The sequence below is a fragment of the Streptomyces sp. NPDC037301 genome (assembly GCF_055602785.1).
In genome coordinates, this window is sequence record NZ_JBVJWD010000041.1 from 1 (window position 1) to 25,160 (window position 25,160).

A 25,160-nucleotide genomic window follows, 5' to 3' on the forward strand; every position below is an offset into this window, starting at 1 on the left:
CACGATGTGCTCATCCATCTGCACCGGATCAACGCGGCCGGTCTGCTGGACCACTGAGCTCGGCGCTCTGGTGGCGGGCGTGCTCGCGGCGCAGGCCGCCCCAGAGCAGATTGAGCGGATGGCCCGGGGCCGGTGCGGTGCGCAGGCGCTCATCGCCGGCGCCGGTGGTCAGGGTGCTGCCGCAGACCAGGTCGAGGTCATGGCTGTCGAGTTTGCCGAGCAGTTCGGCGGTACGTACATGGGCGACCGTCAGCCGCACTCCGTCCGATTGGAAGGTGTCCGTCACTCGTTCCACCGCGTTCAGCAGGAAGCCGAGGGTGTAGCGGGTGGAGCCGACGGCGAGCCGGGCGCCGGATCGGCTGCGGCAGCGCTCGGCACCCTCCTCCCACCCGTCCAGGGTGCCGCGTGCCAGCTCGGCGAGGGCCACGCCGGTGGCGGTGAACAGCACGCTCTCGGTACGAGACGGCATACGCTGGCGCACCCGCGCTGGTGCTCCCTGGCGGGACGTGCCCGAGCGGTACGGCCCGTGGGAGACGGTCTACGGCCTGACAAGCTCGCCGTCCGGTACGAGGCAACCGTCCTGTTCGCAGCCATCAACGAGTGGCTGTGACCAGCACTTTCGAAACGCACCCTGGTCGTCCCGCACATCCGGTGCACGACGAAGCCCTCACCTCCCGCGGGGAAGGTGAGGGCTTCGTCGTTCACCGGCGTGAGGCCTACTTCGCCTCGGCCTTGAGGAGCTCGGCAAGCTCCTCGTCGGACTCGCGGCCCGGAGTCGGCAGGTTGAACCTGGTGATCGCGAAGCGGAAGACCACGTAGTAGACCACCGCGAAGCAGAGGCCGACCAGGACCAGCAGCCATGGCTTGCTCGCGATGCCGAGGTTCAGGAAGAAGTCGACCGCACCCGCGGAGAAGCCGAAGCCGTCCTTTATGCCGAGGCCCCAGGTAAGGGCCATCGAGACACCGGTGAGCACCGCGTGGATCGCGTACAGCGCCGGCGCGATGAACATGAAGGTGAACTCGATCGGCTCGGTCACGCCGGTCACGAAGGCGGTGAGCGCGAGGGAGAACATCATGCCGCCGACGACCTTGCGGCGCTCCGGACGGGCACAGTGGACGATCGCGAGGCAGGCCGCCGGGAGGGCGAACATCATGATCGGGAAGAAGCCGGTCATGAACTGTCCGGCCGTCGGGTCACCGGCCAGGAAGCGGTTGATGTCGCCGTGGGCGTCGTTGTACTCGCCCGCCTGGAACCACGGGAACGAGTTCAGCAGGTGGTGCATGCCGACCGGGATCAGCGCACGGTTGGCCACACCGAAGATGCCCGCTCCGACCGCGCCGGAACCGACCAGCCACTCACCGAAGTTGTGCAGCACGGTGCCGAGTACCGGCCAGATGTATCCGAAGACGATGCCGATGAGCAGACCCGCGAAGGCGGAGAGGATCGGAACCAGGCGGCGGCCGCCGAAGAAGCCCGCCCAGGCCGGCAGCTTCGTCCGGTAGAACTTCTGGTAGAGGAGCGCGACGACGATGCCCATCACCACACCGCCGAGGACCCCTGCGTCCACGGGGGCGTCCGTCATGACTATCTTGCCGTCGACCACCGTCGCGATCTTCGGAAGATTGCTGTCCGTGAAGGTGGCGAGCACCTTCTGGAAGACCAGGTAGCCGGTGACGGCCGCGAGCGCGGTCGAGCCGTCCGACTTCTTGGCGAAGCCGATCGCGATACCGACGGCGAACAGCAGCGCCAGATTGGCGAAGATCGCGTTGCCGCCCGCGTCCATGAAGCTCGCGATCTTGGTGACGAAGTCCGGGAACGACTTTCTGCCGAGCATGTCCTCGTGACCGAGCCGGACCAGCAGCGCGGCCGCGGGCAGCACCGCGACCGGCAGCATGAGGCTGCGGCCGATGCGCTGCATGACCGCCATCACGCCGGCGCCCTTCTTCTTGGTGACCGCGGGTGCGGTGTCTGCCGTGGACATCAACTTCCTCCATTGGACAAGGCGCCGCCCAGGTCGTTGACGGGGGGAGGCGGCGACTCGAGAAACGCGGCAGAACGCACGCGGTCTGGACCACTCAGTGGTGTAGACCAGTTGTAGCACGGTATGGGTTGGATAAGGAACCTGCAATTTCCGACTACTTCGCATGAGCTATCACCCACGCTCGGTCACATGGCGAGGGCCCCCGGGCCACAAGGGTCCAAGGGCCTGCTCCGGCCGAGCTGAAAGCCCGTCTGAAGTGCTACTTCGTGAGGTTCCTCTCGATCTCCTCCTCCAGCTCGTCGGGCTCCCGGCCCGGAGTCTGGAGATTGAATTTGGTGATCGCGAACCGGAAGATCGCGTAGTACACGACGGCGAAGGCCAGGCCGAGCGGAATGATCAGCCAGGGTTTGGTCGCCAGGCGCCAGTTGATGACGTAGTCGATCAGCCCGGCGGAGAAACTGAAGCCGTCCTTGACCCCGAGCGCCCATGTCACGGCCATCGAGACACCCGTGAGCACCGCGTGGATCGCGTAGAGCAGCGGTGCGACGAAGAGGAACGAGTACTCGATCGGTTCGGTGATTCCCGTCACGAACGAGGTCAGGCCGACCGAGAGCATCATGCCGCCGACCGCCTTCCGGCGATTCGGCTTGGCGCAGTGGTAGATCGCCAGCGCCGCCGCCGGGAGGGCGAACATCATGATCGGGAAGAATCCCGAGGTGAACTGACCGGCCGTCGGGTCGCCCTGCAGGAACCGGTTGATGTCACCGTGCACGACCGTCCCGTCCGGCTTGGTGAAGTCGCCGAACTGGAACCAGACGAAAGTGTTCAGGAACTGGTGGAGGCCGATGACCAGCAGGGCGCGGTTGGCGATGCCGAAGATTCCGGAACCCACCCAGTCCAGGTCCACCAGCCACCTGGAGAAGCTGGTCAGGCCGTCGCCGATCGGCTGCCAGAGCCATGCGCACAACGCCGCGACGAGAAGGCCGACGAACGCCATGATGATCGGGACGAGCCGGCGGCCATTGAAGAAGCCCAGCCAGTCCACCAGCTTGACCCGGTGGTACCGCTGCCAGAACCAGGCGGACAGCAGACCCATCACGATGCCGCCGAACACCCCGGGGTTCTGGTACTCCGCGGCCGTGACCTTGGCGTTGCCGGTGACGCAGGTGCCGAACCAGGTGCCGCCCGAAGTGAACGTGGAACCGGGCGCGCAGTCCACCGGGAAGGCGTGCAGCACCGCGTAATAGACGAGGAAGCCGGTCACCGCGGCGAGCGCGGTCGAACCGTCCGACTTCTTCGCCATGCCGATGGCGACACCGACGCAGAACAGCAGCGGAAGGCCGAGCCCCGAGTCGAGCAGCGCGCCACCCGCGGCCGCGAACACCTTGGCGACATTGCCCCAACGCAGGCCCTTGTCGCCGAATACGTCCGGCTGGCCCAGCCGGTTGAGAATGCCTGCCGCCGGCAGAACGGCGATCGGGAGCTGGAGGCTGCGGCCCATCTTCTGGAGGCCCTGGAAGAGGCCGTTCCACCACGTCTTCCGTGGAACTGCGGCGCTGCTCGAGCTCATCGGCATCCTCCCGGAACAAGACGCGTTCGGCGGTCGTTGCACACTGGTGTAGACCAGTTGAGGTACGGTGCGTAACCCACCTGGAAGACAGGGCACCGGTGATCGTCATCATTGGGGACGGTCCAGTCGCTCGCTCGCGAAGCTGGGCCAAACGTGCGTTACGGTGACGAAACGGACCCATGGTGGGCCGTCGCATGCATGTGAACAACCAGGGAGAAGGCCATGGCCAGCAAGGCTGAGAAGATCGTCGCCGGGCTCGGCGGTATCGACAACATCGACGAGATCGAAGGCTGCATCACGCGCCTGCGCACCGAGGTCCACGACCCCAGCAAGGTCGACGAAGCCGCGCTCAAGGCCGCCGGAGCCCACGGTGTCGTCAAGATGGGCACCGCGATCCAGGTCGTCATCGGCACCGACGCCGACCCCATCGCCGCCGACATCGAAGACATGATGTGACCAGCCGCCGAATCCCCCGCTGAGCCCAAGCACTCAGCACCACGCAGGCCCTGCCCACCCGGACGGGGCCTGCGGTGCACCCGAACGGCCGCCACCCCGCACCCGATAAAGTCGACACCATGTCTCGTATCGACGGCCGCACCCCCGAACAGCTCCGCCCCGTCACCATCGAACGCGGATGGAGCAAGCACGCCGAAGGCTCCGTACTCATCTCCTTCGGCGACACCAAGGTCTTCTGCACCGCCTCCGTCACCGAAGGCGTCCCGCGCTGGCGCAAGGGCAGCGGCGAAGGCTGGGTCACCGCCGAATATTCCATGCTGCCCCGCTCCACCAACACCCGCGGCGACCGCGAATCCGTACGCGGCAAGATCGGCGGCCGCACCCACGAGATCAGCCGCCTCATCGGCCGCTCCCTGCGCGCCGTCGTCGACTACAAGGCCCTCGGCGAGAACACCATCGTCCTCGACTGCGACGTCCTCCAGGCCGACGGCGGCACCCGCACCGCCGCCATCACCGGCGCCTACGTCGCCCTCGCCGACGCCGTCAGCTGGGCCCAGCGCAAGAAGCTCGTCAAGCACGGCCGCAAGCCGCTGACCGACACCGTCTCGGCGATCAGCGTCGGCATCGTCGACGGCACCCCCCTCCTCGACCTCTGCTACGAGGAGGACGTCCGCGCCGAGACCGACATGAACGTCGTCTGCACCGGCGACGGCCGCTTCGTCGAGGTCCAGGGCACCGCCGAGGCCACCCCCTTCGACCGCAAGGAACTGGGCGCCCTCCTCGACCTCGCCACCGCCGGCTGCGCAGACCTCACCGCTTTCCAGAACGAGGCCCTGGCCCGCACGCTGAGCGAGTAAAGAAGCAACCAAATACGCACCACAACGCGTCGTTACGAACACGGGCGCACGGGTCGAACCGTGCGCCCGTCCGCGTATCCGCACCTGGGGAGGAACCGCACCATGGCCGAGGCCACCCGCCACCGCCGCATCACCGTCGCGCTGACCCTGACCGCCCTCACCCTCACCGCGACAGCCGGCTGCGGGGCCGTCGACAAGGCACTCGACTGCGTCCGCACCGCCGACGCCATCGCCACAAGCGTCGACAACCTCCAACAGGCCGTCTCCAACGCCTCGAACGACCCCACCCAGGCATCCGAAGCCCTCGACGACATCGACAAGGAACTCGGCAAGCTCGGTGACGCGACCGACAACGCCGACCTCTCCAAAGCCGTCGACGACCTCCAGGCCGGTGTCAAGAACGTCCGCACCGCCGTAGACAAGGGCGACGCCACCCCCGACATCACCTCGGTCACCGACGCCGCCAAGGAGATCGGCAAGGTCTGCACCCCCTGATCACCCCCGATACTGGGTGACATGACCCGCCTCATCCTCGCCACCCGCAACACCGGGAAGATCACCGAACTCCACGCGATCCTCGCCGACGCAGGCCTCGACCACGAGCTCGTCGGCGCGGACGCGTACCCCCACATTCCCGACGTCAAGGAAACCGGCGTCACCTTCGCCGAGAACGCCCTCCTCAAGGCCCACGCCCTCGCGAAGGCCACCGGCCACCCCGCCATCGCCGACGACTCCGGCCTCTGCGTGGACGTACTCGGCGGCGCCCCCGGCATCTTCTCCGCCCGCTGGGCCGGCACCCACGGCGACGACCGGGCCAACCTGGACCTGCTCCTGGCCCAGCTCTCCGACATCGACAACCCCCACCGCGGCGCCCACTTCGCCTGCGCGGCAGCCCTGGCCCTCCCCGACGGCACGGAACGCGTGGTCGAGGGCCGCCTGCTGGGCACCCTGCGCCACACCCCGTCCGGCACGAACGGCTTCGGCTACGACCCGATCCTCCAGCCGGACGGCGAAACCCGCACCTGCGCGGAACTGACCCCGGCGGAGAAGAACGCGATCAGCCACCGCGGCAAGGCGTTCCGGGCGCTGGTGCCGGTGGTGCGGGAGCTGGTGGGGTGACACAGAGATGCCTGGTCTCCTCCCGGGAGGAGACCAGGCATCTCTGTGTTCGGTGCGCCCGGTCGGATTCGAACCGACATACACGACCACCTAAAGATCGCCGCTCAACCAGATGGCGTACGGGCGCATAGCAGCGCCTAGCTTACTTCCCTCTGTGGGCTGACGGTGGCAGGTACGAGGAAGACCCCTGTTGCCAATGTCAGACGTCACGGCGCAGGTTGCCACCTCTACACCAAGTGGCCGTGACAGCGTGACAGTTCGGGCAGAGCAGACGGAGGTTCTCCTGACGGTCATCGCGCCAGTCGCCATTGATGTGATCGATTTCCAGCGTCATCGGCTTGCCCTGCCACACGGCGCCGGTTCCGCACTCGGCGCATTCCTCGGGGACACCGATCTCCAGCAGAGCGCGACGGAGTAGGACGGTCTTCGTGCGGCGCTCGCCATCGTGCTTGAGCAGCACATGCTTGGCGGTCTTCAGCGGGGTGGGGCCAGCTCGCCCTCGCTGATGACCCTGGCCCAGAAAATGTGCAGTGGTGAGACCGTCCTCGGCGATCCAACGCCGCAGATGGTTCCGCTCGCTCGTGGTGTCGAGCCGCCCCAGTAGCCGGAGCGTGCCCGCGATGGAAATGGACGCGGCGACGGCTTCGCTGAGCTCCGCTCTGGAGGGACGTGGCCGGATTTTACGGTAGACGCGGCTGCGGAGGTGTGAGATGTCGATACCGAAGTGTTCGAAGCGCTTGAAGAGATGCCGGCGGAGTTGTCCGTAAGGACGTGTGTCCAGGAAAGTGATGACTTCGTCGATGTCGTCGCATTTCTCGGCTGCTTCAGCCAGCCGTTCGCGTGTGTATCGGATGCCGGTGCTCACCGCGTCGTACCTGCCGCCGAGTTATGACGTCCTTTGCCGCGACCCCGGTAAGTGTCTGTCGTCGAGTGGCAGTTAGGGCAGAGCAGACGTAGATTCCGGGGTTGATTGTTCCGCCAGTTGCCGTCGATGTGATCGACCTCAAGCGGGAGCGGTCGGCCCCGCCAGGTCGGCTCTGCGCCGCACATCGCACAGCGCTCCTCGGTGCCGATGGCAATCATGGCGCGCTTGAGTCGGTCGCCCGGTATCCGGCGCGCATTGGACGGATCCTGGTCGATCAGAAGTTCCTCGGGGCGACGGCGTCTTGTTTCCCCTTTCCTGCGGGGGCTGCGCAAAGTGCGACGTGTCGATGCCGAGAGCCTTCACTCGGCGGCTGATGTGAGCGTGATGACCGCCCACCACTTCAAGGCCAAGACTCCGCAGCACCTGGCACATGTTTGTCGAGGAAGCGATCACAGGCTCCAGGACTTCCCTTGTCCAGCGCGTGCCCTCGCGCTCGAAGTGTCCGGTGGCTATGCCCATTTTCCTCATGCGATCGGTGATGTATCGCCGTGTTGAACTCTTCGGATCGACCCCGAGTTTCGTCAGTGCCTCGGACAGTGTCCTCGATGACGAGGCAGCCTGTTCTAGGCGCTCGCGCGTGTACGGGCTTAACGACATGCCCCCTCCGTATCCGACCGCACGTTCGCGGCCTCGTACGGAACAACGAACCGTTTATCGGGAAGTCACGTCCGATATCTGAAAATATGCGGAATGGCCCGCACCGCTTTAGACATCGTTTCTAATGGTTGGATGAGTCGACTACTACCGGCGCACCCACCCGGTGCGCCGGCTGTCGTTACTCTGGCGTCATGGTGGATCTCGATGAGCCCATCCACGTTGTGCCCTATGACCCAGCCTGGGCACAGGTGGGGCATGCGCTCGTCCGTGACGTCTCACGTCAGCTGGCGTGGGCCTCCGCTGACGTCGAACACATCGGCTCCACGTCCGTGCCCGGGCTGGACGCAAAGCCGGTCATCGACGTGCAGGTGGGCTGTGCGTCCGCTCGTATCCCGGCCGTCGTCGAGGCCATCCAGCGTTTGGGATTCGAGCATCTTGGCCCCGCCGGTGTCCCGGGACGCGAGTACCTCAGGAGGCGCTCCGTGTGCCCTGCCAACATCCACGTCATGGAACGCAACGGGCAACTATGGAAGGACAATATTCTCTTCCGGGACTTCCTCATTGCCCATCCGGAGCTGGCACGACGGTATGCCCGTACCAAGCGTGAAGCAGCGGGCCAAGCCCCCACTCTGCTCGCTTACTCCGCGCTCAAGGCACGCATTGTCGCTGAGATCATGGCTGCAGCCCGTCAGGTCGGCTGACAGGCGTGAGGGTCATCACGCATCAAAGTCGCCGGTAGCCGATGAGGACGGCAGCGATACCGACGAACGCGAGGAAGTATTCCGGCTTGCGCTCATAACGGCGATGAAGGCGGCGGCAGCCGGCCAGCCAGGACACCGTGCGCTCGACCACTCAGCGGTGTCGGCCGAGGCGCTGTGAGGACTCGATGCCTTTACGCGCGATCCGAGGCGTGATGCCGCGAGAGCGGAGCCATCGCCGCAGGTGGTCATAGTCGTAGCCCTTGTCGCCGTGCAGCTTCGCCGGCCGTCGGCGGCGCGGGCCACGGCGGGAACGGATGGGCGGGATGCCGCGGACGAGGGGGTCCAGTCCCTGGCTGTCGTGCGTGTTCGCGCCGGAGATACCCAGCGACAGCGGCAGTCCGTTCCGATCCGTGATCAAGTGAATCTTCGGTCCCAACTTGCCTCGGTCGGTCGGATTCGGTCCCGTCAGTGGCCCCCTTTTGCAGCCCGGGGGCTGACGGAATCGATCGCACATCGCGACCAGTCCAGCTCGCCACGGGCACCGAGTTCATCAGGAACGACACGGTGGAGCCGGGCCCAGACCCGGTCCCGGCTCCACTGGGCGAAACGCCGGTACACCGTCTGCCGGCACGGACCGAACGCAGGAGGCAGCTGCCTCCACGTGCAACCCGACGTCGCCACGAAAACGATCGCGGCCAACGCCTCGCGGTCACCCGCCCGGCGCCGGCCCCCGCCCTGCGGACGCTTCACCTCCGTCGCAGGCACCACCCGCCGAAACAGCACCCACAACTCGTCCGGCACCAGCCGCTCAACCAGGTCCGTCATACACCGCTCAACGACCGACAACCGCCATAAGAAACGACGTCTTAATCGAGGCTGAAGCGGTGCAGGCCATTCCATCGAGGGGCGGAGTCCCGGGGTCAGAACCTCGGATCCAGTGTCTGGGCCGCGGCCAGTTCTGCCGCCTCCTCATGTGCCTCCACCGAGGGCGGGGAGCTGGCCAACGGCTTCCGGGCGGTCTCCTTTATGCAGGCCACGGCGATCACGCCGACCAGGGCAGCCGCCATCGCGTAGTAGGCCGGCATCAGGTTGGCGCTGCTCCAGCTGATCAGGGCTGTGATCACCAGCGGGGTCGTACCGCCGAAGAGGGAGGCCGAGAGGTTGTAGTCCACCGAGAGGGAGCCGTAGCGGACCTGGGTGGGGAAGAGGGCCGGGAGGGTGGCGGACATGGTGCCGAGCATGCAGACCAGGGAGAGGCAGATGCAGAGGATCAGCGTCGGCCGGTTACTGCCGGAAGGGTGGGGTGGCGTTTGACCGCTTCCGGATCGGCCGCCTGATGGGGGTCGGAGGCCGCCATGGCCGGGTCCTTTCCTCGGGTGGGTGTTCCGGGAAAGGCTTCTGCGCGGTCATGGCGGCTGCAAACCAGATCGATGGCCGAATGGGATGTCCCTCACATCCTCTCGGCCGTCCGAGGCGGTCCTCGACGGGCTCGGGTCAGATTCCGAGGTCCTTGATGATCTTGGCTACGTGGCCGGTGGCCTTGACGTTGTAGAGGGCTCGTTCGACCTTGCCCTCTTCGTCCACGACGATCGTGGAGCGGATGACGCCCGTCACCGTTTTGCCGTAGAGCTTCTTCTCGCCGAAGGCGCCGTATGCCTCAAGGGTCTCCTTGGTGGGGTCGCCGACCAGGGTGACCTTGAGGTTTTCCTTCTCGCGGAACTTGGCGAGCTTCTCGGGCTTGTCGGGGGAGACGCCGATGACGTCGTATCCGGCGCCGGCGAGCAGGTCCAGGTTGTCGGTGAAGTCGCAGGCCTGCTTGGTGCAGCCGGGGGTGAGGGCGGCCGGGTAGAAGTAGACGATGACCTTGCGGCCCTTGTGGTCGGCGAGCGAGATCTCGTTGCCGTCGGCGTCGGGGAGGGTGAAGGAGGGGGCGGTGTCGCCGGGCTGGAGTCGCTCGCTCATGGTTCTCCTCAGGTGGCACGTGGGGTGTACGGGACCGAGCGTAATAGGGGTGCCGCCGGGAACGTGGGCGGTCGAGCTGACAGACTGTCGATGAAGGTTTACCGGACGAGGACCACGGAGGCGGCGCAGTGTCGGATGCCAGGACCCCTGCGCAGATCGAGGCGGACATCATCAGCAGGCGTGAGCAGCTTGCGGTGGTGCTCGATGAGATCGGGGTGCGGGTGCACCCGAAGACGATCATGGGTGATGCGAAGGCCAAGGCCGCCGAGGCCATGGACCGGACGGCCGGGCGGGCTTTTGTGGCGGTGAACCGGACGGTGTCGGACGTGAAGGCGCAGTTTGTGTCCGAGGACGGCGCTCCGCGTCTGGAGCGGGTGATTCCGGCGGCGTTGCTCGCGGTGGGTGTCGTGGGTCTGCTCGCGGTGTCGAAGCGGCGGCGGAAGAACTGATGCCGAGGTCTGTGTACCCCGGAGGCGTGCGGAGCTGCGGCGGACAGGTAGGTTGCGGGGCGTGAGCGAGAACACCGACGACAAGCTGCCCATCCGCATGCTCCATGACCGTGTGCTGGTCCGGTCCGATACGCCGGAGGGCGAGCGCCGCTCGGGTGGCGGCATTCTGATTCCGGCGACGGCTGCGGTCGGCCGTCGGCTGGCCTGGGCCGTGGTGGTCGCGGTGGGGCAGAACGTGCGGACGGTGGAGCCGGGCGACCGGGTGCTGTACGACCCCGAGGACCGTGCGGAGGTCGAGGTGCGCGGTGTGGCGTATGCGCTGATGCGCGAGCGGGATCTGCATGCGGTGGCGGCGGACCGGTTCGAGGGGTCGGTGGATTCGACCGGGCTGTATCTGTAGGCGGCAGCAGTTGCGAGTGGGGCCTGGTGACCAGTGTCACCAGGCCCTTTGCATGTTCTTTGCTACGGTGGTGTGACCCCGACGAGACGCGCCGTACCGGGCTATGCAAAGACGACGCACCCCGTGTTGTTCGCGTTTTCTGTTTCGTCGGAGGTTCTGTCATGGCGTGGGTTCTGCTGGTTGTCGCCGGTCTGCTCGAAGTGGGCTGGTCGATCGGGATGAAGTACACCGAGGGGTTCACCCGGCTGTGGCCGAGTGTGTTCACGGGCCTCGGGATCGTGATGAGCATGGTGTTGCTGTCCCATGCGGCGAAGACGCTGCCGATCGGTACGGCGTACGGCGTGTGGGTCGGTATCGGTGCGGCCGGTGCGGCGGTTCTCGGCATGGTGGTGCTGGGTGAGCCGGTGACCGCCGCCCGGATCTTCTTCGTTTCTCTGCTGCTGGTGGCCGTGGTGGGGCTGAAGGCGACCTCGGGTCACTGACGCGGCGCCGGGGTGCCCTGCGGTGCCGGGGTGGCCGGGGGTGCCGGGGTTCCGCGGGCGCCCGGGAGGAAGTCGTAGCGGTCCCGGTCGCCGTTGTCCCCGCCGCCGTTCTCGGCGCCGCCGATTTCCGTTCCGCCGCCGGGCGGTGTGCCGGTGTTCGTGCCGCCGGTGGCGGGTTCGCTGATCCCGGGGGTCGACGGGCTGCTGGGCGGGGTGCTCCCGGGGCTGCTGGGCGGTGTGCTGGAAGGGGTCTCGGACGGTGTTCCGGTGGTGCCGGGGCTGGAGTTCTCCTCGGTGGGCTGGGCGGTTTCTTCGGCGCCGCTTTCGAGGCTGAGGTCGAAGTTCTCGACCGTGGTGCCGCGCAGCGCGGCCTCGGTGTACTGGGCCCAGGTCTGGGCGGGCGTGCCGCCGCCGTTGATGCGGGCCAGGCCGAGTGCTCCGTAGAGCGGTTTCTGTGCGCCGGTGTCGGGGTCCTGGCCCATGACGGCGATGACGGTGGTGAGGTCGGGGGTGTAGCCGGCGAACCAGGCGGCTTTGTCCTCTTCGGCGGTGCCGGTCTTGCCTGCGGCGGGGCGGCCGGCGCCCTGGGCGGCGATGCCGGAGCCGCTCTCGACGACGCTCTGGAGGACGGCGGTGGTGGTGTCGGCGGCTTCGCGGCTGACGGCCTGTTCGGTGTTCCTGCCGGGGAGTTCCAGGTCCTCGCCGCCCTTGCTGATCTTGTCGACGAGGGTGTACGCGCCGTGCCTGCCGTGGTTGGCGAGGGTGGCGTACGCCTCGGTCATGTCGAGGACGCTGGCGGTGGCGACGCCGAGCGCGATGGACGGGTAGGGGGTGAGATCGGGGGTGTTCTTGGGGATGCCGAGGTCGATGGCGGTCTGTTTGACCTTGTCGGGGCCGACGTCCTCGGCCATCTGGGCGTAGACGGCGTTGACGGACTTGTCGGTGGCGATGCGGACGGTGATGGGCCCGTAGCTGATGTCGTCCTCGTTGGCGGGGGCGTATCCGGTGGGTCCGTTCGGGCCCTGGACCATGCGTTTGTTGGTGCCGTCGTACACGGTGTTGGGGGTGATGCGCCGGCCGTCCTGGGTGGTGGAGCCGCCCGCGACGGCGGAGGTGAAGACGAAGGGCTTGAAGGTGGAGCCGACCTGGTAGTCGCGTCGGGTCGCGTTGTTCACGTACTGCTTGGTGTAGTCGATGCCGCCGTACATGGCGACGACCCGGCCGGTGCCGGTGTCGATGGAGGCGCCGCCGACGCGGACGTTGCGGTCGGCCTCGCGCTCTGTGCTCGTCCGGGACATGACGTTGTCGTCGACGGCTTTGACGAGCGCGTTCTGTTTCTTCTTCTCCAGTGTGGTGGTGATCCGGTAGCCGCCGGTGGCCAGGGTGTTCTCGTCGATGACCTGGTTGCTGGTGAGGTAGTCCTCGACGGCCTGGACGATGTAGCCGCGCTGTCCGGAGAGCCCGCTGGACGGCTTGACCTTGCCGGGTACGGGGAATTCCATGGTGGCGCGTTCGTGGGCGGCGAGCCACTTCTCCTTGACCATGCCGTCGAGTACGTAGTTCCAGCGCGCGAGGGCCGCGGCCTTGTTCTGGGGGTGGACGACGACGTCGTACGCGCTGGGGGCGTTGAGCAGGGAGGCGAGGTAGGCGCCCTCGGCGGTGGTGATGCCGCCGATGTCCTTGTCGTAGTAGGCCTGTGCGGCGGCTTGGATGCCGTAGGCGTTGCGGCCGAAGTAGCTGGTGTTGAGGTAGCCCTCGAAGATCTGGTTCTTGGACTCCTCGCGGTCGAGTTTGACCGCGATGAAGAACTCCTTGATCTTGCGGATGATGGTCTGTTCCTGGCCGAGGTAGTAGTTCTTGACGTACTGCTGGGTGATGGTCGAGCCGCCCTGTCTGCCCTTGCCGGTGAGGGTGTTCCAGGCGGCGCGGGCCATGGCTGTGAGGTCGACGGCCCGTTCGGAGTAGAAGTTGCGGTCCTCGGCGGCGAGGACGGCGTGCTGGACGGTGAGCGGGACCTGGGCGAGCTTGATGTTCTCCCGGTTGACCTCGCCGGAGCGGGCGATGACGCTGCCGTCCTTGTAGAGGTAGACGTTGGACTGCGCGGTGGCGCTGGCGTTGGCGGGCGGGATCTCGACGAGCTGGTATCCGGCGATGAAGCCGCCGATCAGGAGCAGGGCGAGGACGACGAGTGCGCCGAGGACCATCCGCCAGGTGGGGGAGGCGCGCCGCCAGCCGGTGCGCTTGGGGCGCCTGTGCTTGTTCGCCCGGCCGGCTTTGCCGCCCCGATCTGCGCTGTTGCCGCTGTTGCTGCCGTGGGCGGACGGGTCCCTGGGGTCCCAGCCCCGGGGTTCGTGTTCCCCGTTCGGCTGCTGTGGCTCGTCGCTCATGTCCGTGCAGACTCCTCGGCCGCGGTCAGTTCCCCCATAGTGCCCTTTTCTGTGGAATAAGCCCCGGATCGACCCCTGAAAAGCGGTCGCGGCGGCCGTCTCGTTGGACTAAGGTCTTGCGCTTTGGTGTTCAACGCCGTTGGGCGCCCGGGTGATGGGGGTGGATGCGGTGCGGCTGTACGCGGTGGTGGCGGCGGGTGGGTTCCGGCGCTATGCCACTTACCGGACCGCGACGGCGGCAGGAGTGTTCACCAACACCGTCTTCGGTTTCATCATGGCGTACACCTATGTGGCGCTGTGGGACGAGCGTCCGCAGCTCGGCGGTTACGACATGCCCCAGGCGCTCACCTATGTGTGGCTGGGGCAGGCGCTGCTGATGACCTGCGCCATGATGGGCGGCGGTTTCGAGGACGAGCTGATCGAGCGGATCCGTACGGGCGATGTCGCGGTGGATCTCTACCGGCCGGTCGACCTCCAACTGTGGTGGCTGGCGGGTGACTTGGGCCGGGCGGCGTTCCATCTGCTGGGCCGCGGCATCGTGCCGATGCTGCTGGGCTCGCTCGCCTTCGATCTGGCGCTGCCCGCCTCGCCGGGGATCTGGCTGGCCTTCCTCGTCTCGGTGGCGCTCGGTGTCGTGGTCAGTTTCGCGATTCGCTATCTGGTGGCGCTCTCCGCGTTCTGGCTGCTGGACGGGGCGGGGGTGTCGCAGATGACGGCCCTGGCCGGGATGTTCTTCTCCGGGATGCTGCTGCCGCTGACGCTGTTTCCCGGGGTGCTGGGCGACGTGGCGCGGGTGCTGCCGTGGTCGTCGCTGCTCCAGGTGCCGGCCGATGTGCTGCTCGGTAAGAGCACGGGGTGGGGGCTGGTGGAGGCGTACGCCTTCCAGGGCGGCTGGGCGCTGACGCTGCTGCTGGTGGGGCGGTTGGTGCAGTCGGTGGCGACGAGGAGGGTGGTGGTTCAGGGTGGCTGAGACGGCCGGTGCGGTGGAGGTGGCCGAGGCGGCGGGCACGCCCGAGGTGGTGTTCGTCGAGCGGTCGAGGCTCGTCGAGGGGGTCCGGGCGTACGGGCTGATCGCGACGATGTGGCTGCGCTCGACGATGGCGTACCGCGCCTCGTTCGCGATGACGGCGTTCGGGAACTTCGCGGTGACCGCCTTCGACTTCGTCGCGATCCTTCTGATGTTCCAGCACGTGGATGCGCTGGGCGGTTACACGCTGGCGGAGATCGCGCTGCTGTACGGGGCCTCGGGCACCGCGTTCGGTCTCGCCGACCTGGTGATGGGCTCGATGGACCGGCTGGGGCGGCGGGTGCGCGACGGCACGCTGGACACGCTGCTGGTACGGCCGGTGCCGGTGCTCGCCCAGGTCGCGGCGGACCGGTTCGCGCTGCGCAGGATGGGGCGGATCACCCAGGGGGTGCTGGTCCTGGGGTACGCGCTGGTGACGCTGGACATCGGGTGGACGCCGCTGAAGGCGGCGATGATTCCGCTGATGCTGCTGAGCGGGGCGGCGATCTTCGCGGCGGTGTTCGTGGCCGGGGCGGCGTTCCAGTTCGTCGCGCAGGACGCCTCCGAGGTGCAGAACTCCTTCACGTACGGGGGAAACACGCTGCTCCAGTACCCGCCGTCGATCTTCTCGAAGGACCTGGTGCGCGGGGTCACGTTTGTTGTGCCGCTGGCCTTCGTGAACTGGCTGCCCGCGCTGTATGTGCTGGGCCGGGACTATCCGCTGGGCCTGCCGGACTGGGTGGCGTTCCTGCCTCCGGTGGTGGCGGGCCTGTGCTGGCTGCTCGCGGGCCTGGCCTGGCGCTCGGGCCTGCGCGCGTACCGCAGCACGGGCAGTTGACGAAAACATCGAGCAGGGCGAGGGCAAGGGCGAGGGCATCGGACATGAACGCAGAAACCCACACCGGCACCGGCACGGACATCCGCACGGACAACGGCAAGGGCACCGACACCGGCTTCATCGAGCTCGACAACGTCGAAAAGGTCTTCGACGTGCGCCGCAAGACCGGCTTCATGCGCAGTGAACGCCGCCGGGTGCGAGCGGTCGACTCCATCAGCTTCCGCGTCGCGCGCGGCGAGATGGTCGGCTACATCGGCCCGAACGGTGCCGGGAAGTCGACCACGATCAAGATGCTGACCGGCATCCTCACCCCGAGCGGCGGCCGGCTGCGGGTGGCGGGCATCGACCCGTCCAGGGAGCGTACGAGGCTGGCTCACCGCATCGGTGTGGTGTTCGGTCAGCGCACCACGCTCTGGTGGGACCTGCCGCTGCGCGACTCGTACCGGCTGGTGCACCGGATGTACCGGATTCCCGACGCCCGCTACCGCGAGAATCTGGACCGTTGCGTCGAACTCCTCGATCTGGGCGAGCTGTTGGACGTACCCGTACGACAGCTTTCGCTGGGGCAGCGGATGCGCGGCGACATCGCGGCGGCGCTGCTGCACGATCCCGAGGTGCTGTACCTGGACGAGCCCACGATCGGCCTGGATGTCGTGTCCAAGGCCAAAGTCCGGGGATTTCTACGGGACTTGAACGCCGACCGCGGTACGACCGTGCTGCTCACCACGCACGATCTGACGGACATCGAGCAGCTCTGCAAGCGTGTGATGGTGATCGACCACGGCCGTCTGATGTACGACGGGGCGCTCGCCGGACTGCATGAGGTGGGCGAGAGTGAGCGGATGCTGGTGGTCGACCTGGAGCGTCAACTCCCGCCGATCCGGCTGGAGTCGGCGCCTTCGGTCCGTACGGTGAAGGTGGAGGGGCCGCGCCAGTGGCTGGCCTTCCCGGCCTCGGAGTCGGCCGCGCCGCTGGTCGCCCGGATTGCCGCGGAGTATCCCCTGGTCGATCTGTCGGTGCGGGAGCCGGACATCGAGGCCGTGATCGCGAAGATGTACGTGTCGGCCACCGCCCAGTAGATCGGTGACGGGAGCGCACGCGTTCAATAGGCTGTGCGGTATGACAAGCGACCTCCCTGACATGCGCGCTTCCGATGCCGAGCGCGAGCGAGTCGCCGAGACCTTGCGCGAGGCGGTGGCCGAGGGCCGGCTGGAGATGGAGGAGTTCGAGCACCGGCTCGAAGCAACCTACAAGGCGCGTACGTACGGGGAGTTGGAACCGCTCGTGCGTGACCTCCCGGCGCCGGGCACGGCGGTGGCCCCGTTGGGTTCGGCCCCGGCAGCCGCGGCGACGGGTTCGGCGGTGCGCTGGGCGGACCGTATCGGCAAGCCCGCCACGTCGGGTGGTGCCTTCGCGCTCTGGGGCGGTTTCGGTCGCCGGGGAAACTGGACGGTGGGCCGGAAGTTCACCGCGTTCGCGATGTGGGGCGGCGGCGAGATCGACTTGCGCGAGGCCAACTTCGAGGACCGCGAGGCGGTCATCCGCTGCTTCACGATCATGGGCGGTATCCGCGTGAAGGTCCCGCCGGAGCTGAACGCCCAGGTCAGGGGTATCGGCATCATGGGCGGCTTCCGTGAGCAATCGAAGGACGAGGGGACCGTGTCCCCGGACTCCCCGCGGGTGCGGATCACCGGCTTTGCGCTGATGGGCGGCGTCCGGGTGGAGCGCAAGCGGAGCAAGGCGGAGAAGCAGCGGTTGAGGGACACGGCGCGAGCCCGGGAGTTGGAGGAACGCGAGCGCAGGCGCGAGCGGGGGAGGCTGGAGAAGGGCGAGGGGCGCGGCGACTAGAACTCGCGATTGCGGGCGTCGACAGCGGCTGTTCGGAGATGCGTGCCACGGTCGACCTCCTCGAACAATGTCGCCGCTCGCGCGGCGGTGCCCAAGGCCCAGCGCCCGGTGCTGAGCAGCCCCAGGGCCACGATGCCGGCACCCAGCCCGAGCACCATCCACCACACGCCGTGCTCCGCGTGGGTGAACGCCGTGCCGTTGCGGGCCGAGACCGGTCCCCCGATCGTTCCGGAGATCGCGACGCCCAGGGTGGTGCCGGTCTGCCGGCCCGCGGAGGCCAACGAGGTAGCCACCCCGGCCATCGAGCGGGGCATTCCGGAGACTGCTGTGTTGGTGATCGGCGGGTTGACGGTGCCCAGGAAGAAGCCGAACAGCACATAGACCGAGAGCACAGTCGGCAGCGGGGTGGCCGGTCCCAGCCAGAGCGACGCGCCGCCGCCCAGCGCGAGCGCCGCCCCGGCGGCCGTCAGAGGCAGTCTGGGACCGCGCACGCCGACCAGCCGGCCGGTGAACGGGGAGAGGACCACGACCAGCGCCCCGACCGGGAGCAGGCACAGCCCGGCCGTCAGCGCCGACATGCCGCGCACGTCCTGCAGGTACTGGGTGGTCACGAACAGGAACGCGCCGAACCCGCACAGAGCGAAGAGGGCCATCAGGATCGCCGAGCTGAACGGAACGCTGCGGAACAGGCGCAGTTCGAGGAGCGGGTCGGTGCGGCGCGGTTCGTAGCCGAGGATGCCGAGCACGCCGAGCACGGCCACGGCGAGCAGGCCCAGGACGACCGGCGAGGTCCAGCCCAACCGCCGGGACTCGGTGATCGCGAAGACGACGCCGCCCAGTACCAGGATCATCAGGGTCTGGCCCACCGGGTCGAACCGGCGGGCCCGGGCGGCGCGGGACTCGGGCACGAACAGCGAGGTGCACACGATCGCGGCGGCCACGATCGGCACGTTGATCCAGAAGATGGAGCGCCAGCCGAAACCGTCGACCAGTGCACCGCCGAGGATCGGCCCCAGAGCCAACGACAGACCGGTCATCGAGCCGAACACACCGATGGCCCTGGCCCGTTCGACCGGGTCACGGAACGTGGTGGCGACGATCGCCATCGCCACCGGGTTGAGCATCGTGCCGCCGACGGCCTGCATCGCACGCGCCGCGATCAGCCAGGTGATGCTCGGCGCCAGGCCGCACAGCAGCGAGCCGAGCCCGAAGGTGGCGAGGCCGATCTGGAAGATGCGCCGACGGCCGACCCGGTCAGCGGTGGATCCGGCCAGCACCAGGAAGCCGGCCAGCACCATGGTGTACGCGTCGACCGTCCACTGCAGGCCGGACACGGAGGCGTGCAGATCGCGACGGATCGACGGCAGCGCGACGTTGACGACGGAGATGTCCATCACCACGACGATCACGCTGGCACAGCAGATCGCGAGCACCAGGAGCCGGCGGCGAGGGCTGAGTTCAGGCAGGTGTTCTGGCATGTCCCGGACGCTAGGATCTAGACCGTGCTCGAAGTCAACCGACAGCTGCCCGAGCCGGTTCCGGAGACGGGGCTGAGCATCGCCGAGGCTGCTCGCCGTACCGGAGTGAGCGCCCACACCCTGCGTTACTACGAACGCGCCGGCCTGGTCGTCACCCCCGTCGAACGCACACACGGCGGGCGGCGCCGCTACCGTCGGTTCGACCTGGAGTGGATCACCATCTGCACCAGATTGCGGGCGACCGGTATGCCCATCATGGGCATCCGCCGCTACGCCGAGCTCGTCGCGGCGGGCCGGGGCAACGAAGACGAGCGATTGGACCTGCTCGAGTCGCATCGTGACCAGGTGCTCGCCGGGATAGCCGAACTCCAGGAGAACCTGAGACTCATCGACCACAAGATCGACGTCTACCGGGACCGGCTCGCCGCCGGCGACGCCGAACACCTGTGGGCACCCAACCGTCCGCCCGGTGCCCGCTGAGCAATCCCCTCCAACGCACCCGCGGGCGACGGGTTGTTGCGGCAACCGGTTGCGGCGGCCCCGGAGCGTCAGAGCTCGTCGGAGACGGGACCGCTGTGCTCCAGGACCGGCAGGTCCGCCAGTGAACCCAGTCGCCGGTAGCCCGTGTCGTTCAGGTGGAGATGGTCGCCGCAGTCGTAGGCGGGCAGCAGCCGGGTCGGGTGGTACGGATCGCGGGCCGCCTTGTCGAAGTCGATGACCGAGTCGAAGATCCCGCCCGCCCGGATCAGCTCGTTGACCTGTTCCCGTACGGCGTTCTGCGTGGGTGTCCAGGTGCGGAACCCCTCGTACGGCATCAGCGTCGCCCCGACGACCCGCAGTCCGCGTGCGTGGGCGCGCCGGGTCATGGAGCGCAGCGCGTCCGCGATGCGCTGCGGGTCGGTCTCCTGCGGGAACTGCTGCACATCGTTGATGCCGAGCGCGATGACGACCGTCTTCACCCCGGCGGCGTCCAGTACGTCGCGGTCGAAGCGGGCGCTCGCCCGTACACCGCGTCCGTCGCGCAGGATGCGGTTGCCCGCGATGCCGGCGTTGACCACTCCGTACCGGCCGTGCAGCCGGTCGGCGAGCACGTCGGGCCAGCGGCTGTTCGCGTCGAGGGTGGAGCCGGTGCCCGCGGTGAGCGAGTCCCCGATCACCGCGATCGTTCCGGCGGCGGTCTCGTTGTGTACGTCGACGGCGGTGAGGTAGCGCCAGTCGGTGGTGCGCCGGGTGCCCCGCCCGTCCTCCACGTACGACGTCTGGTGGGTGCCCGGGTGGATGGTGACGGGGCCCTCGGCGGTGGGGGTGCGCAGGGTGACGACGAGATCGGCGTCGGCGGCGACCGGGACGAGGACCGGGTCGCTGACGATCTGTCCGCCCGCGGCGACGGTCACGGCGGCGGCGCCCCGGAAGGTCACGGGGCGGGTGTCGACCGTGGCGTGGTCCACGACCAGCGGGTGCGTGCCGAAGAGGTTGGAGAGGGTGATGCGGGCCGCGTCGCCGCCGATGCTGGTGTGTACGACGTTACGGATGGTGCGCCGGGTCAGGTCGCTGCCGTTGTATGTGTCGATCACCCCGGTGGTGGGGGCCGCCGCCCAGGTGCCGAGCCAGAGGCCGGTGGAGTGGGCCGGTGCGGCGGGCGTACGGGCCACGGACCGCGGGTCGGGTGCGGCGGTCTGCTGCGACCGGGTGCCGGAGCCGGAGAAGAGCAGGGAGCCGGCGAACGCCACGCCGGCGGCGAGCGCGGCGGTGCCCGCCACGAGGGCGGTGTGCAGGGCGTACCCCTGGCGCCTGGGCATGGACGGTGTGTCTCCTCGTGGTTAATCGGACTGATCCCATGATGGGGCAAGGTGTCGGGAACTCGACGTGCGGCCCGGGAGTACGTCAGGTAAGGACAATGCGTACGGGACACCGGGGGCGATGCGTACGCGGACGGGTGGAGCGGATGGAACGGATCGATGGGACCGGACCCGGGGAACAGGGTGCGGGGCGGCCGGAGCGTGCCCGGGAGCAGGTGGCGGGCGCGGCCCGTCCCGCAAGCGGGGGCCGCCCGGCCCCCCTCGCCTCGTTCGCGTACACCGCAGCCGACGAGGAGAAGCGTCGCGGCGTACGCCGGATGAAGACCACGGCCACGGGCCTCCTTCTGCTGGTCGCCCTCGTGTACGTCCTCGCCACCTGGGCGAAGAACGCGGGTGTGGGCGGCTGGCCGGGCTTCGTCGCCGCGGCGGCCGAGGCGGGGATGGTGGGTGCGCTGGCCGACTGGTTCGCCGTCACGGCGCTGTTCAAGCGTCCGCTCGGCCTGCCGATCCCGCACACCGCCATCATCCCCACCAAGAAGGACCAGCTGGGAGCCTCCCTGGGTTCCTTCGTAGGCGAGAATTTTCTCTCCGGCGATGTCGTACGCAGCCGTATCCATGCCCTGGGTATCGGTGGCCGGCTCGGCGCCTGGCTCGCCGAGCCGGAACACGCCGGCCGGGTGACCGCCGAGCTGTCGACCGCGCTGCGCGGTGCGTTGACGGTGCTGCGGGACTCCGATGTGCAGGCCGTGGTGGGTGAGGCGATCACCCGGCGGGCCAATGCGGCGGAGATCGCTCCCGGTCTCGGCAAGATGCTGGAGAAGATCGTCGCGGACGGCGGCCACCGCAGGATGGTGGACCTGATCTGTGTGCGCGCCCACGACTGGCTGGTGCTGCATGGCGATTCGGTGATGGACGCGGTGCAGGGCGGGGCACCGGGCTGGACGCCGCGGTTCGTCGACAAGCGGGTGGGGGAGCGGGTCTACAAGGAACTGCTGCGCTTCATCACGGAGATGCGGGACATGCCGGGGCACCCGGCGCGCGGTTCGATCGACACGTTCCTGACGGACTTCGCGGCCGACCTCCAGACGGACTCGGACACCCGGGCACGGGTGGAGCGGCTGAAGTCGGAGATCCTGGGGCGCGGCGAGGTCCAGGAGGTCATCGCATCGGCCTGGTCGTCGGTGCGCACGATGATAATCGCGGCTGCGGACGACGAGCAGAGCGAGCTGCGGCTGCGCGCGCGGGCCTCACTGCTGACGTTCGGCGCGCGGCTGGCGACGGACGGGCGGATGCAGGCCAAGCTGGAGGGCTGGCTGGAGGACGCGGCGGTCTATGTCGTCACGACGTACCGCGCGGAGATCACGTCGCTGATCAGTGACACGGTCGCGAGCTGGGACGCGGACCAGACATCGAAGAAGATCGAGGCGCACATCGGCCGTGACCTGCAGTTCATCCGGATCAACGGCACGGTGGTGGGTGCGCTGGCGGGGCTGCTGATCTATACGGTGTCGCGGGCACTGGGGGCGTAGGGCCCGGTTTCCGGCTCGGCGGAGCCTTGAGGGTTCCGGGTGCGTACCCGTCCTGTCGTACGGATACGCACCCGGCTTACGCGGGGGAGTGCCCTTGAATACGCACATGGTCCCGCCCGCGTTCAACGCGTCCGGCAGATGATCACCGGCTGATCACCGGCAATCCGTACGCGATTCAGGCGGCCCGGCGGGTGACCGCCCACGACGCGGCGGCCACGCTGCCCGCCACGGCGAAGACGGCGGGCCAGGCGCCGACCTTCTTGGCCAGCGGGTGCGAACCGGCGAACGCGGCGACATACGCGGTGGTCAGCCCGACGGCCGCGCGCGGCCCGGCCTGCCGGTTCCACTCGTACGCGGCGACGCTGCCCGCGGCGGCGAGGGCGACCCCGCCCAGCGGCCGCTTCTTGGTCCACCGTGCGACGGCGTACCCGCCGACCAGCCCGCTCGCCGCCACCGCCGCTGCCGGAACCTTCGCCATCGCAGCCACCTTCGCCTTCTTGTCTGAGTTGTCCGGACCCGGAGCCCGGGTCTTCGAGGCTAACGCGGCGTGCGGACTTCCTGTCGCCGAGGGGGTGCACAAGCGTTTACCCTTGGGGTGAACGAGCGTGCACCCCTGCGCGAAGCCCCTGCCGCCGAGCACCGTACGGAGAGCCATGCCCGCGGACATACCTGCCCCGACCGCCGCCACGGACGAGGCCCCGCATCCCCGTTTCGCCGTAGGCGTCCTCGCGTTCTGCGGTGTCGTGGTCGCGGTCATGCAGACGATCGTCGTCCCGCTCCTCCCGCACATCCCGGCCCTCACCGGCGCGACCCCCGCCGCCGCGAGCTGGCTGGTCACCGTCACCCTCCTCACCGGCGCCGTCTTCACGCCCGTCCTGGGCCGGGTCGGTGACATGTACGGCAAGCGGCGGGTGCTCGTCGCCTCGCTCATGGTGCTGGTGGTGGGCTCGGTCCTGTGCGCGGTCAGCTCCCACATCGGGGTGCTGATCACCGGCCGCGCCCTGCAGGGTGCGGCGCTCGCCGTCGTACCGCTGGGCATCAGCATCCTGCGCGACGAACTCCCGCCCGAGCGGGTGCTGTCCGCCGTGGCGCTGATGAGCTCCACACTCGGCATCGGCGCGGCGGTCGGGCTGCCGGTCGCCGCCCTCGTCGTCGAGAACTTCGACTGGCACACGATGTTCTGGGTCTTGGGAGTGATCGGCGTCATCGACATCGTGCTGGTGCTGCGGTGCGTACCGGAATCCCCGCTCCGTACCCGTGGCCGTTTCGACGCCGTCGGTGCGCTGGGGCTGTCCGGGGCCCTGGTCTGTCTGCTGCTCGCGGTCACCCAGGGCGCCGACTGGGGCTGGACGTCGGCGCGGACGGTCGGTCTGCTGGTGGCCGCCGTCGTCGTGGCGCTGGTCTGGGGTGCGTACGAGCTCCGCGTCCCGACGCCGATGGTCGATCTGCGGGTCTCGGCCCGTCCGGCCGTCCTGCTCACCAACGTCGCCGCCCTGCTGATCGGCTTCGCCTTCTATGCGAACTCCCTGGTCACCGCGCAGATGGTGCAAGAGCCGAAGGCGACGGGTTACGGGCTCGGCGCCTCGCTCGTCGTCAGCGGGCTGTGTCTGCTGCCGGGCGGCGTGATGATGGTGGCGCTCTCGCCGGTCTCGGCGCGGATCTCCGCGAAGTACGGTCCGAAGGTGAGTCTGGCGCTGGCGGCGGGCGTGATCGCGGCCGGCTATGTGGTGCGGTACTTCACCAGCCACAGCTTCTGGCTGATCATCGCCGGTGCGACGGTCGTCGCCTCGGGCACGGCCATCGCGTACTCGGCGCTGCCCGCGCTGGTCATGCGCGGCGTCCCGGTCGGTGAGACGGGCGCGGCCAACGGCCTCAACACCTTGATGCGGTCGATCGGGCAGGCCTTCTGCAGCGCGACGGTGGCCGCGGTCCTCGCCAACATCACGTTCCTGGCGGGCGGCCGGACGGCCCCGACGCTCCACGCCTACCAGGTGGTCTTCCTGATCGCGGCGGGCGCGGCGCTCGCGGCGCTGCTGGTCACGCTGTGCCTGCCGGGCAGCCGTACGCCCATGGCGGGTACGGTCGAAGAGAGCCGCAACGCCCCGGGCGACCGGAAGGACGGTGTGCGGACGATGCCGATCCAGGAGGGCGCATGACCAGCCGCCAGGCCACCGTTCCGGCCCCGGCTCCGGCCCCGGGACCGGAGCCGACCGCTGTCGATCCGGGCACGGGCCGGGACGCGATCCTGCGCGCCGCCCGCCGGGCGTTCACGCAGCGCCCCTACGCCGAGGTGACCATAAGGGGGATCGCGGCCGACGCCGGAGTGAGCCCGTCCCTGGTCGTCAAGCACTTCGGCCGCAAGGAAGAACTCTTCAACACCGTCGCCGACTTCGGCCCCGCAGCCGCCGAACTCTTCGACGCGCCGCTCGACATGCTGGGTCGCCACATGGTGGTGACGCTGGTGAGCCGCCGCCGCGAACTGCAGTCCGACCCACTGCTGCGGGTCGTCTTCTCGCTCGGCAACCGTGACGAACGCTCCCTGCTGCGCGACCGCTTCCACGAACAGGTAACCGACGCCCTGGCCGCCCGCCTCACCGGCCCCGAACGCACCCTGCGCGCCGAACTGATCGCCGGCCACCTCCTCGGCCTCGGCGCCACCCTCAGCCTCCACCGCGAGGGCGCAGGCGCGGACGCCACCCCCGAACACATCGCGGACCTGTACGCACCCGCGCTGCAGACCCTGATCACGGGGTGAGGAACGGGGGCGACGCCGGA

General features: G+C 68.5%; 25 protein-coding genes, 1 tRNA gene, 4 pseudogenes and 1 riboswitch. Of the genes and pseudogenes, 17 read left to right on the top strand and 13 right to left on the bottom strand.

The genetic code is table 11. The annotated features are described in order from the left end of the window. Positions 1 to 28: 28 nt before the first annotated feature. Entirely contained in the window at positions 29 to 469 is a 441-nt protein-coding gene (locus ACZ7IB_RS37900; RefSeq protein ID WP_470918997.1) for a hypothetical protein, read from the bottom strand. On the opposite strand from ACZ7IB_RS37900, the pseudogene ACZ7IB_RS37905 reads away from it, so the two are divergent. Next, a pseudogene (locus tag ACZ7IB_RS37905) lies at positions 456 to 542 on the top strand (transposase); the annotation flags it as partial. The gene ACZ7IB_RS37900 and the pseudogene ACZ7IB_RS37905 sit on opposite strands and share 14 nt — an antisense overlap. A 174-nt stretch (positions 543 to 716) precedes the next feature. On the opposite strand, the gene ACZ7IB_RS37910 reads toward ACZ7IB_RS37905, so the two are convergent. Beyond that, on the bottom strand, positions 717 to 1,982 hold the full coding sequence (locus ACZ7IB_RS37910; protein WP_470918998.1) for a PTS transporter subunit EIIC: 1,266 nt from the start codon (positions 1,980 to 1,982) through the stop codon (positions 717 to 719). A gap of 259 nt (positions 1,983 to 2,241) precedes the next feature. Next, positions 2,242 to 3,552: a PTS transporter subunit EIIC gene (locus ACZ7IB_RS37915; RefSeq protein WP_470918999.1), complete on the bottom strand. Its 1,311-nt coding sequence runs from the start codon at positions 3,550 to 3,552 to the stop codon at positions 2,242 to 2,244. Between the two features lie 222 nt (positions 3,553 to 3,774). Between ACZ7IB_RS37915 and ACZ7IB_RS37920 the strand changes: the two genes are divergently transcribed. The 4 genes from ACZ7IB_RS37920 to rdgB all read left to right on the top strand — a co-directional run bounded on the left by ACZ7IB_RS37920 (position 3,775) and on the right by rdgB (position 5,984). Continuing rightward, a complete protein-coding gene (locus ACZ7IB_RS37920) occupies positions 3,775 to 4,008 on the top strand; it encodes a PTS sugar transporter subunit IIB (RefSeq protein WP_014046255.1) in 234 nt (77 codons plus the stop codon). 119 nt (positions 4,009 to 4,127) lie between these two features. Beyond that, positions 4,128 to 4,865: a ribonuclease PH gene (rph, locus tag ACZ7IB_RS37925; RefSeq protein ID WP_470919001.1), complete on the top strand. Its 738-nt coding sequence runs from the start codon at positions 4,128 to 4,130 to the stop codon at positions 4,863 to 4,865. 102 nt (positions 4,866 to 4,967) lie between these two features. Further along, positions 4,968 to 5,360, top strand: a complete 393-nt coding sequence (locus tag ACZ7IB_RS37930) for a hypothetical protein (protein ID WP_470919002.1) — start codon at positions 4,968 to 4,970, stop codon at positions 5,358 to 5,360. 21 nt (positions 5,361 to 5,381) lie between these two features. After that, entirely contained in the window at positions 5,382 to 5,984 is a 603-nt protein-coding gene (gene rdgB, locus ACZ7IB_RS37935; RefSeq protein ID WP_470919003.1) for an RdgB/HAM1 family non-canonical purine NTP pyrophosphatase, read from the top strand. Between the two features lie 53 nt (positions 5,985 to 6,037). Here the strand turns inward: rdgB and ACZ7IB_RS37940 are convergent. The 3 genes and pseudogenes from ACZ7IB_RS37940 to ACZ7IB_RS37950 form a co-directional block, all read right to left on the bottom strand. Beyond that, positions 6,038 to 6,111 (bottom strand) — tRNA-Leu (locus tag ACZ7IB_RS37940). 72 nt (positions 6,112 to 6,183) lie between these two features. Continuing rightward, positions 6,184 to 6,849 carry an HNH endonuclease gene (locus tag ACZ7IB_RS37945; RefSeq protein WP_470919005.1) on the bottom strand — a complete coding sequence of 222 codons (666 nt, stop codon included), beginning with the start codon at positions 6,847 to 6,849 and terminating at the stop codon, positions 6,184 to 6,186. Further along, positions 6,846 to 7,506, bottom strand: a pseudogene (locus ACZ7IB_RS37950) (HNH endonuclease signature motif containing protein). The gene ACZ7IB_RS37945 and the pseudogene ACZ7IB_RS37950 overlap by 4 nt, the downstream one beginning before the upstream one ends. A gap of 191 nt (positions 7,507 to 7,697) precedes the next feature. On the opposite strand from ACZ7IB_RS37950, the gene ACZ7IB_RS37955 reads away from it, so the two are divergent. Continuing rightward, on the top strand, positions 7,698 to 8,207 hold the full coding sequence (locus tag ACZ7IB_RS37955) for a GrpB family protein (protein ID WP_470919006.1): 510 nt from the start codon (positions 7,698 to 7,700) through the stop codon (positions 8,205 to 8,207). 22 nt (positions 8,208 to 8,229) lie between these two features. Here ACZ7IB_RS37955 and ACZ7IB_RS37960 read toward each other — a convergent pair. The 3 genes and pseudogenes from ACZ7IB_RS37960 to bcp all read right to left on the bottom strand — a co-directional run bounded on the left by ACZ7IB_RS37960 (position 8,230) and on the right by bcp (position 10,169). Further along, positions 8,230 to 9,032, bottom strand: a pseudogene (locus ACZ7IB_RS37960) (IS5 family transposase). Positions 9,033 to 9,127: 95 nt separating this feature from the next. Beyond that, positions 9,128 to 9,478: pseudogene (locus tag ACZ7IB_RS37965) on the bottom strand (MFS transporter); the annotation flags it as partial. Positions 9,479 to 9,701: 223 nt separating this feature from the next. Continuing rightward, positions 9,702 to 10,169, bottom strand: coding sequence for a thioredoxin-dependent thiol peroxidase (gene bcp, locus ACZ7IB_RS37970; protein WP_470919007.1), 468 nt, complete (start codon positions 10,167 to 10,169; stop codon positions 9,702 to 9,704). A 128-nt stretch (positions 10,170 to 10,297) separates the two neighbouring features. Here bcp and ACZ7IB_RS37975 point away from each other — a divergent pair, with 128 nt between their 5' ends. From ACZ7IB_RS37975 to ACZ7IB_RS37985, 3 genes are all read left to right on the top strand, one after another. Next, a complete protein-coding gene (locus ACZ7IB_RS37975) occupies positions 10,298 to 10,618 on the top strand; it encodes a DUF3618 domain-containing protein (protein WP_470919009.1) in 321 nt (106 codons plus the stop codon). Between the two features lie 61 nt (positions 10,619 to 10,679). After that, positions 10,680 to 11,018 (top strand): GroES family chaperonin, encoded by a 339-nt coding sequence (locus ACZ7IB_RS37980; protein ID WP_470919010.1) that lies wholly within the window; start codon positions 10,680 to 10,682, stop codon positions 11,016 to 11,018. Between the two features lie 56 nt (positions 11,019 to 11,074). Beyond that, positions 11,075 to 11,139: riboswitch (guanidine-III (ykkC-III) riboswitch) on the top strand. A 40-nt stretch (positions 11,140 to 11,179) separates the two neighbouring features. Next, positions 11,180 to 11,500, top strand: coding sequence for a DMT family transporter (locus tag ACZ7IB_RS37985; protein WP_093900307.1), 321 nt, complete (start codon positions 11,180 to 11,182; stop codon positions 11,498 to 11,500). On the opposite strand, the gene ACZ7IB_RS37990 is transcribed toward ACZ7IB_RS37985, so the two are convergent. Then, the gene (locus ACZ7IB_RS37990) at positions 11,494 to 13,887 is read right to left on the bottom strand and encodes a transglycosylase domain-containing protein (protein ID WP_470919012.1); all 2,394 of its coding nucleotides are present in this window, start codon (positions 13,885 to 13,887) and stop codon (positions 11,494 to 11,496) included. The two genes, ACZ7IB_RS37985 and ACZ7IB_RS37990, sit on opposite strands and share 7 nt — an antisense overlap. A gap of 169 nt (positions 13,888 to 14,056) precedes the next feature. Between ACZ7IB_RS37990 and ACZ7IB_RS37995 the strand changes: the two genes are divergently transcribed. From ACZ7IB_RS37995 to ACZ7IB_RS38010, 4 genes are all read left to right on the top strand, one after another. Next, a complete protein-coding gene (locus ACZ7IB_RS37995) occupies positions 14,057 to 14,857 on the top strand; it encodes an ABC transporter permease (protein ID WP_470919079.1) in 801 nt (266 codons plus the stop codon). Continuing rightward, entirely contained in the window at positions 14,850 to 15,731 is an 882-nt protein-coding gene (locus ACZ7IB_RS38000) for an ABC transporter permease (protein WP_470919014.1), read from the top strand. Before ACZ7IB_RS37995 ends, ACZ7IB_RS38000 begins: the two co-directional genes overlap by 8 nt. 44 nt (positions 15,732 to 15,775) lie before the next feature. Beyond that, positions 15,776 to 16,810, top strand: coding sequence for an ABC transporter ATP-binding protein (locus ACZ7IB_RS38005; RefSeq protein ID WP_470919015.1), 1,035 nt, complete (start codon positions 15,776 to 15,778; stop codon positions 16,808 to 16,810). 61 nt (positions 16,811 to 16,871) lie between these two features. Next, positions 16,872 to 17,579 (top strand): DUF1707 SHOCT-like domain-containing protein, encoded by a 708-nt coding sequence (locus ACZ7IB_RS38010; RefSeq protein WP_470919080.1) that lies wholly within the window; start codon positions 16,872 to 16,874, stop codon positions 17,577 to 17,579. Here the strand turns inward: ACZ7IB_RS38010 and ACZ7IB_RS38015 are convergent. After that, positions 17,576 to 19,057 (bottom strand): MFS transporter, encoded by a 1,482-nt coding sequence (locus ACZ7IB_RS38015; RefSeq protein WP_470919016.1) that lies wholly within the window; start codon positions 19,055 to 19,057, stop codon positions 17,576 to 17,578. The genes ACZ7IB_RS38010 and ACZ7IB_RS38015 overlap by 4 nt on opposite strands. A 24-nt stretch (positions 19,058 to 19,081) precedes the next feature. On the opposite strand from ACZ7IB_RS38015, the gene ACZ7IB_RS38020 reads away from it, so the two are divergent. Next, positions 19,082 to 19,537 carry a MerR family transcriptional regulator gene (locus ACZ7IB_RS38020; RefSeq protein WP_470919017.1) on the top strand — a complete coding sequence of 152 codons (456 nt, stop codon included), beginning with the start codon at positions 19,082 to 19,084 and terminating at the stop codon, positions 19,535 to 19,537. Between the two features lie 68 nt (positions 19,538 to 19,605). Here ACZ7IB_RS38020 and ACZ7IB_RS38025 read toward each other — a convergent pair whose 3' ends face one another. Then, on the bottom strand, positions 19,606 to 20,856 hold the full coding sequence (locus ACZ7IB_RS38025; protein ID WP_470919018.1) for an SGNH/GDSL hydrolase family protein: 1,251 nt from the start codon (positions 20,854 to 20,856) through the stop codon (positions 19,606 to 19,608). Between the two features lie 146 nt (positions 20,857 to 21,002). Between ACZ7IB_RS38025 and ACZ7IB_RS38030 the strand changes: the two genes are divergently transcribed. Next, on the top strand, positions 21,003 to 22,385 hold the full coding sequence (locus ACZ7IB_RS38030) for a DUF445 domain-containing protein (protein ID WP_470919020.1): 1,383 nt from the start codon (positions 21,003 to 21,005) through the stop codon (positions 22,383 to 22,385). A 175-nt stretch (positions 22,386 to 22,560) separates the two neighbouring features. Here the strand turns inward: ACZ7IB_RS38030 and ACZ7IB_RS38035 are convergent, their stop codons facing one another. Then, positions 22,561 to 22,863, bottom strand: a complete 303-nt coding sequence (locus tag ACZ7IB_RS38035) for a hypothetical protein (RefSeq protein ID WP_470919022.1) — start codon at positions 22,861 to 22,863, stop codon at positions 22,561 to 22,563. 175 nt (positions 22,864 to 23,038) lie between these two features. On the opposite strand from ACZ7IB_RS38035, the gene ACZ7IB_RS38040 reads away from it, so the two are divergent. Both ACZ7IB_RS38040 and ACZ7IB_RS38045 read left to right on the top strand, forming a co-directional pair. Beyond that, positions 23,039 to 24,541 (top strand): MFS transporter, encoded by a 1,503-nt coding sequence (locus ACZ7IB_RS38040; protein ID WP_470919023.1) that lies wholly within the window; start codon positions 23,039 to 23,041, stop codon positions 24,539 to 24,541. Further along, entirely contained in the window at positions 24,538 to 25,140 is a 603-nt protein-coding gene (locus tag ACZ7IB_RS38045; protein ID WP_470919025.1) for a TetR/AcrR family transcriptional regulator, read from the top strand. Before ACZ7IB_RS38040 ends, ACZ7IB_RS38045 begins: the two co-directional genes overlap by 4 nt. The last annotated feature ends 20 nt before the right edge of the window (positions 25,141 to 25,160 follow it).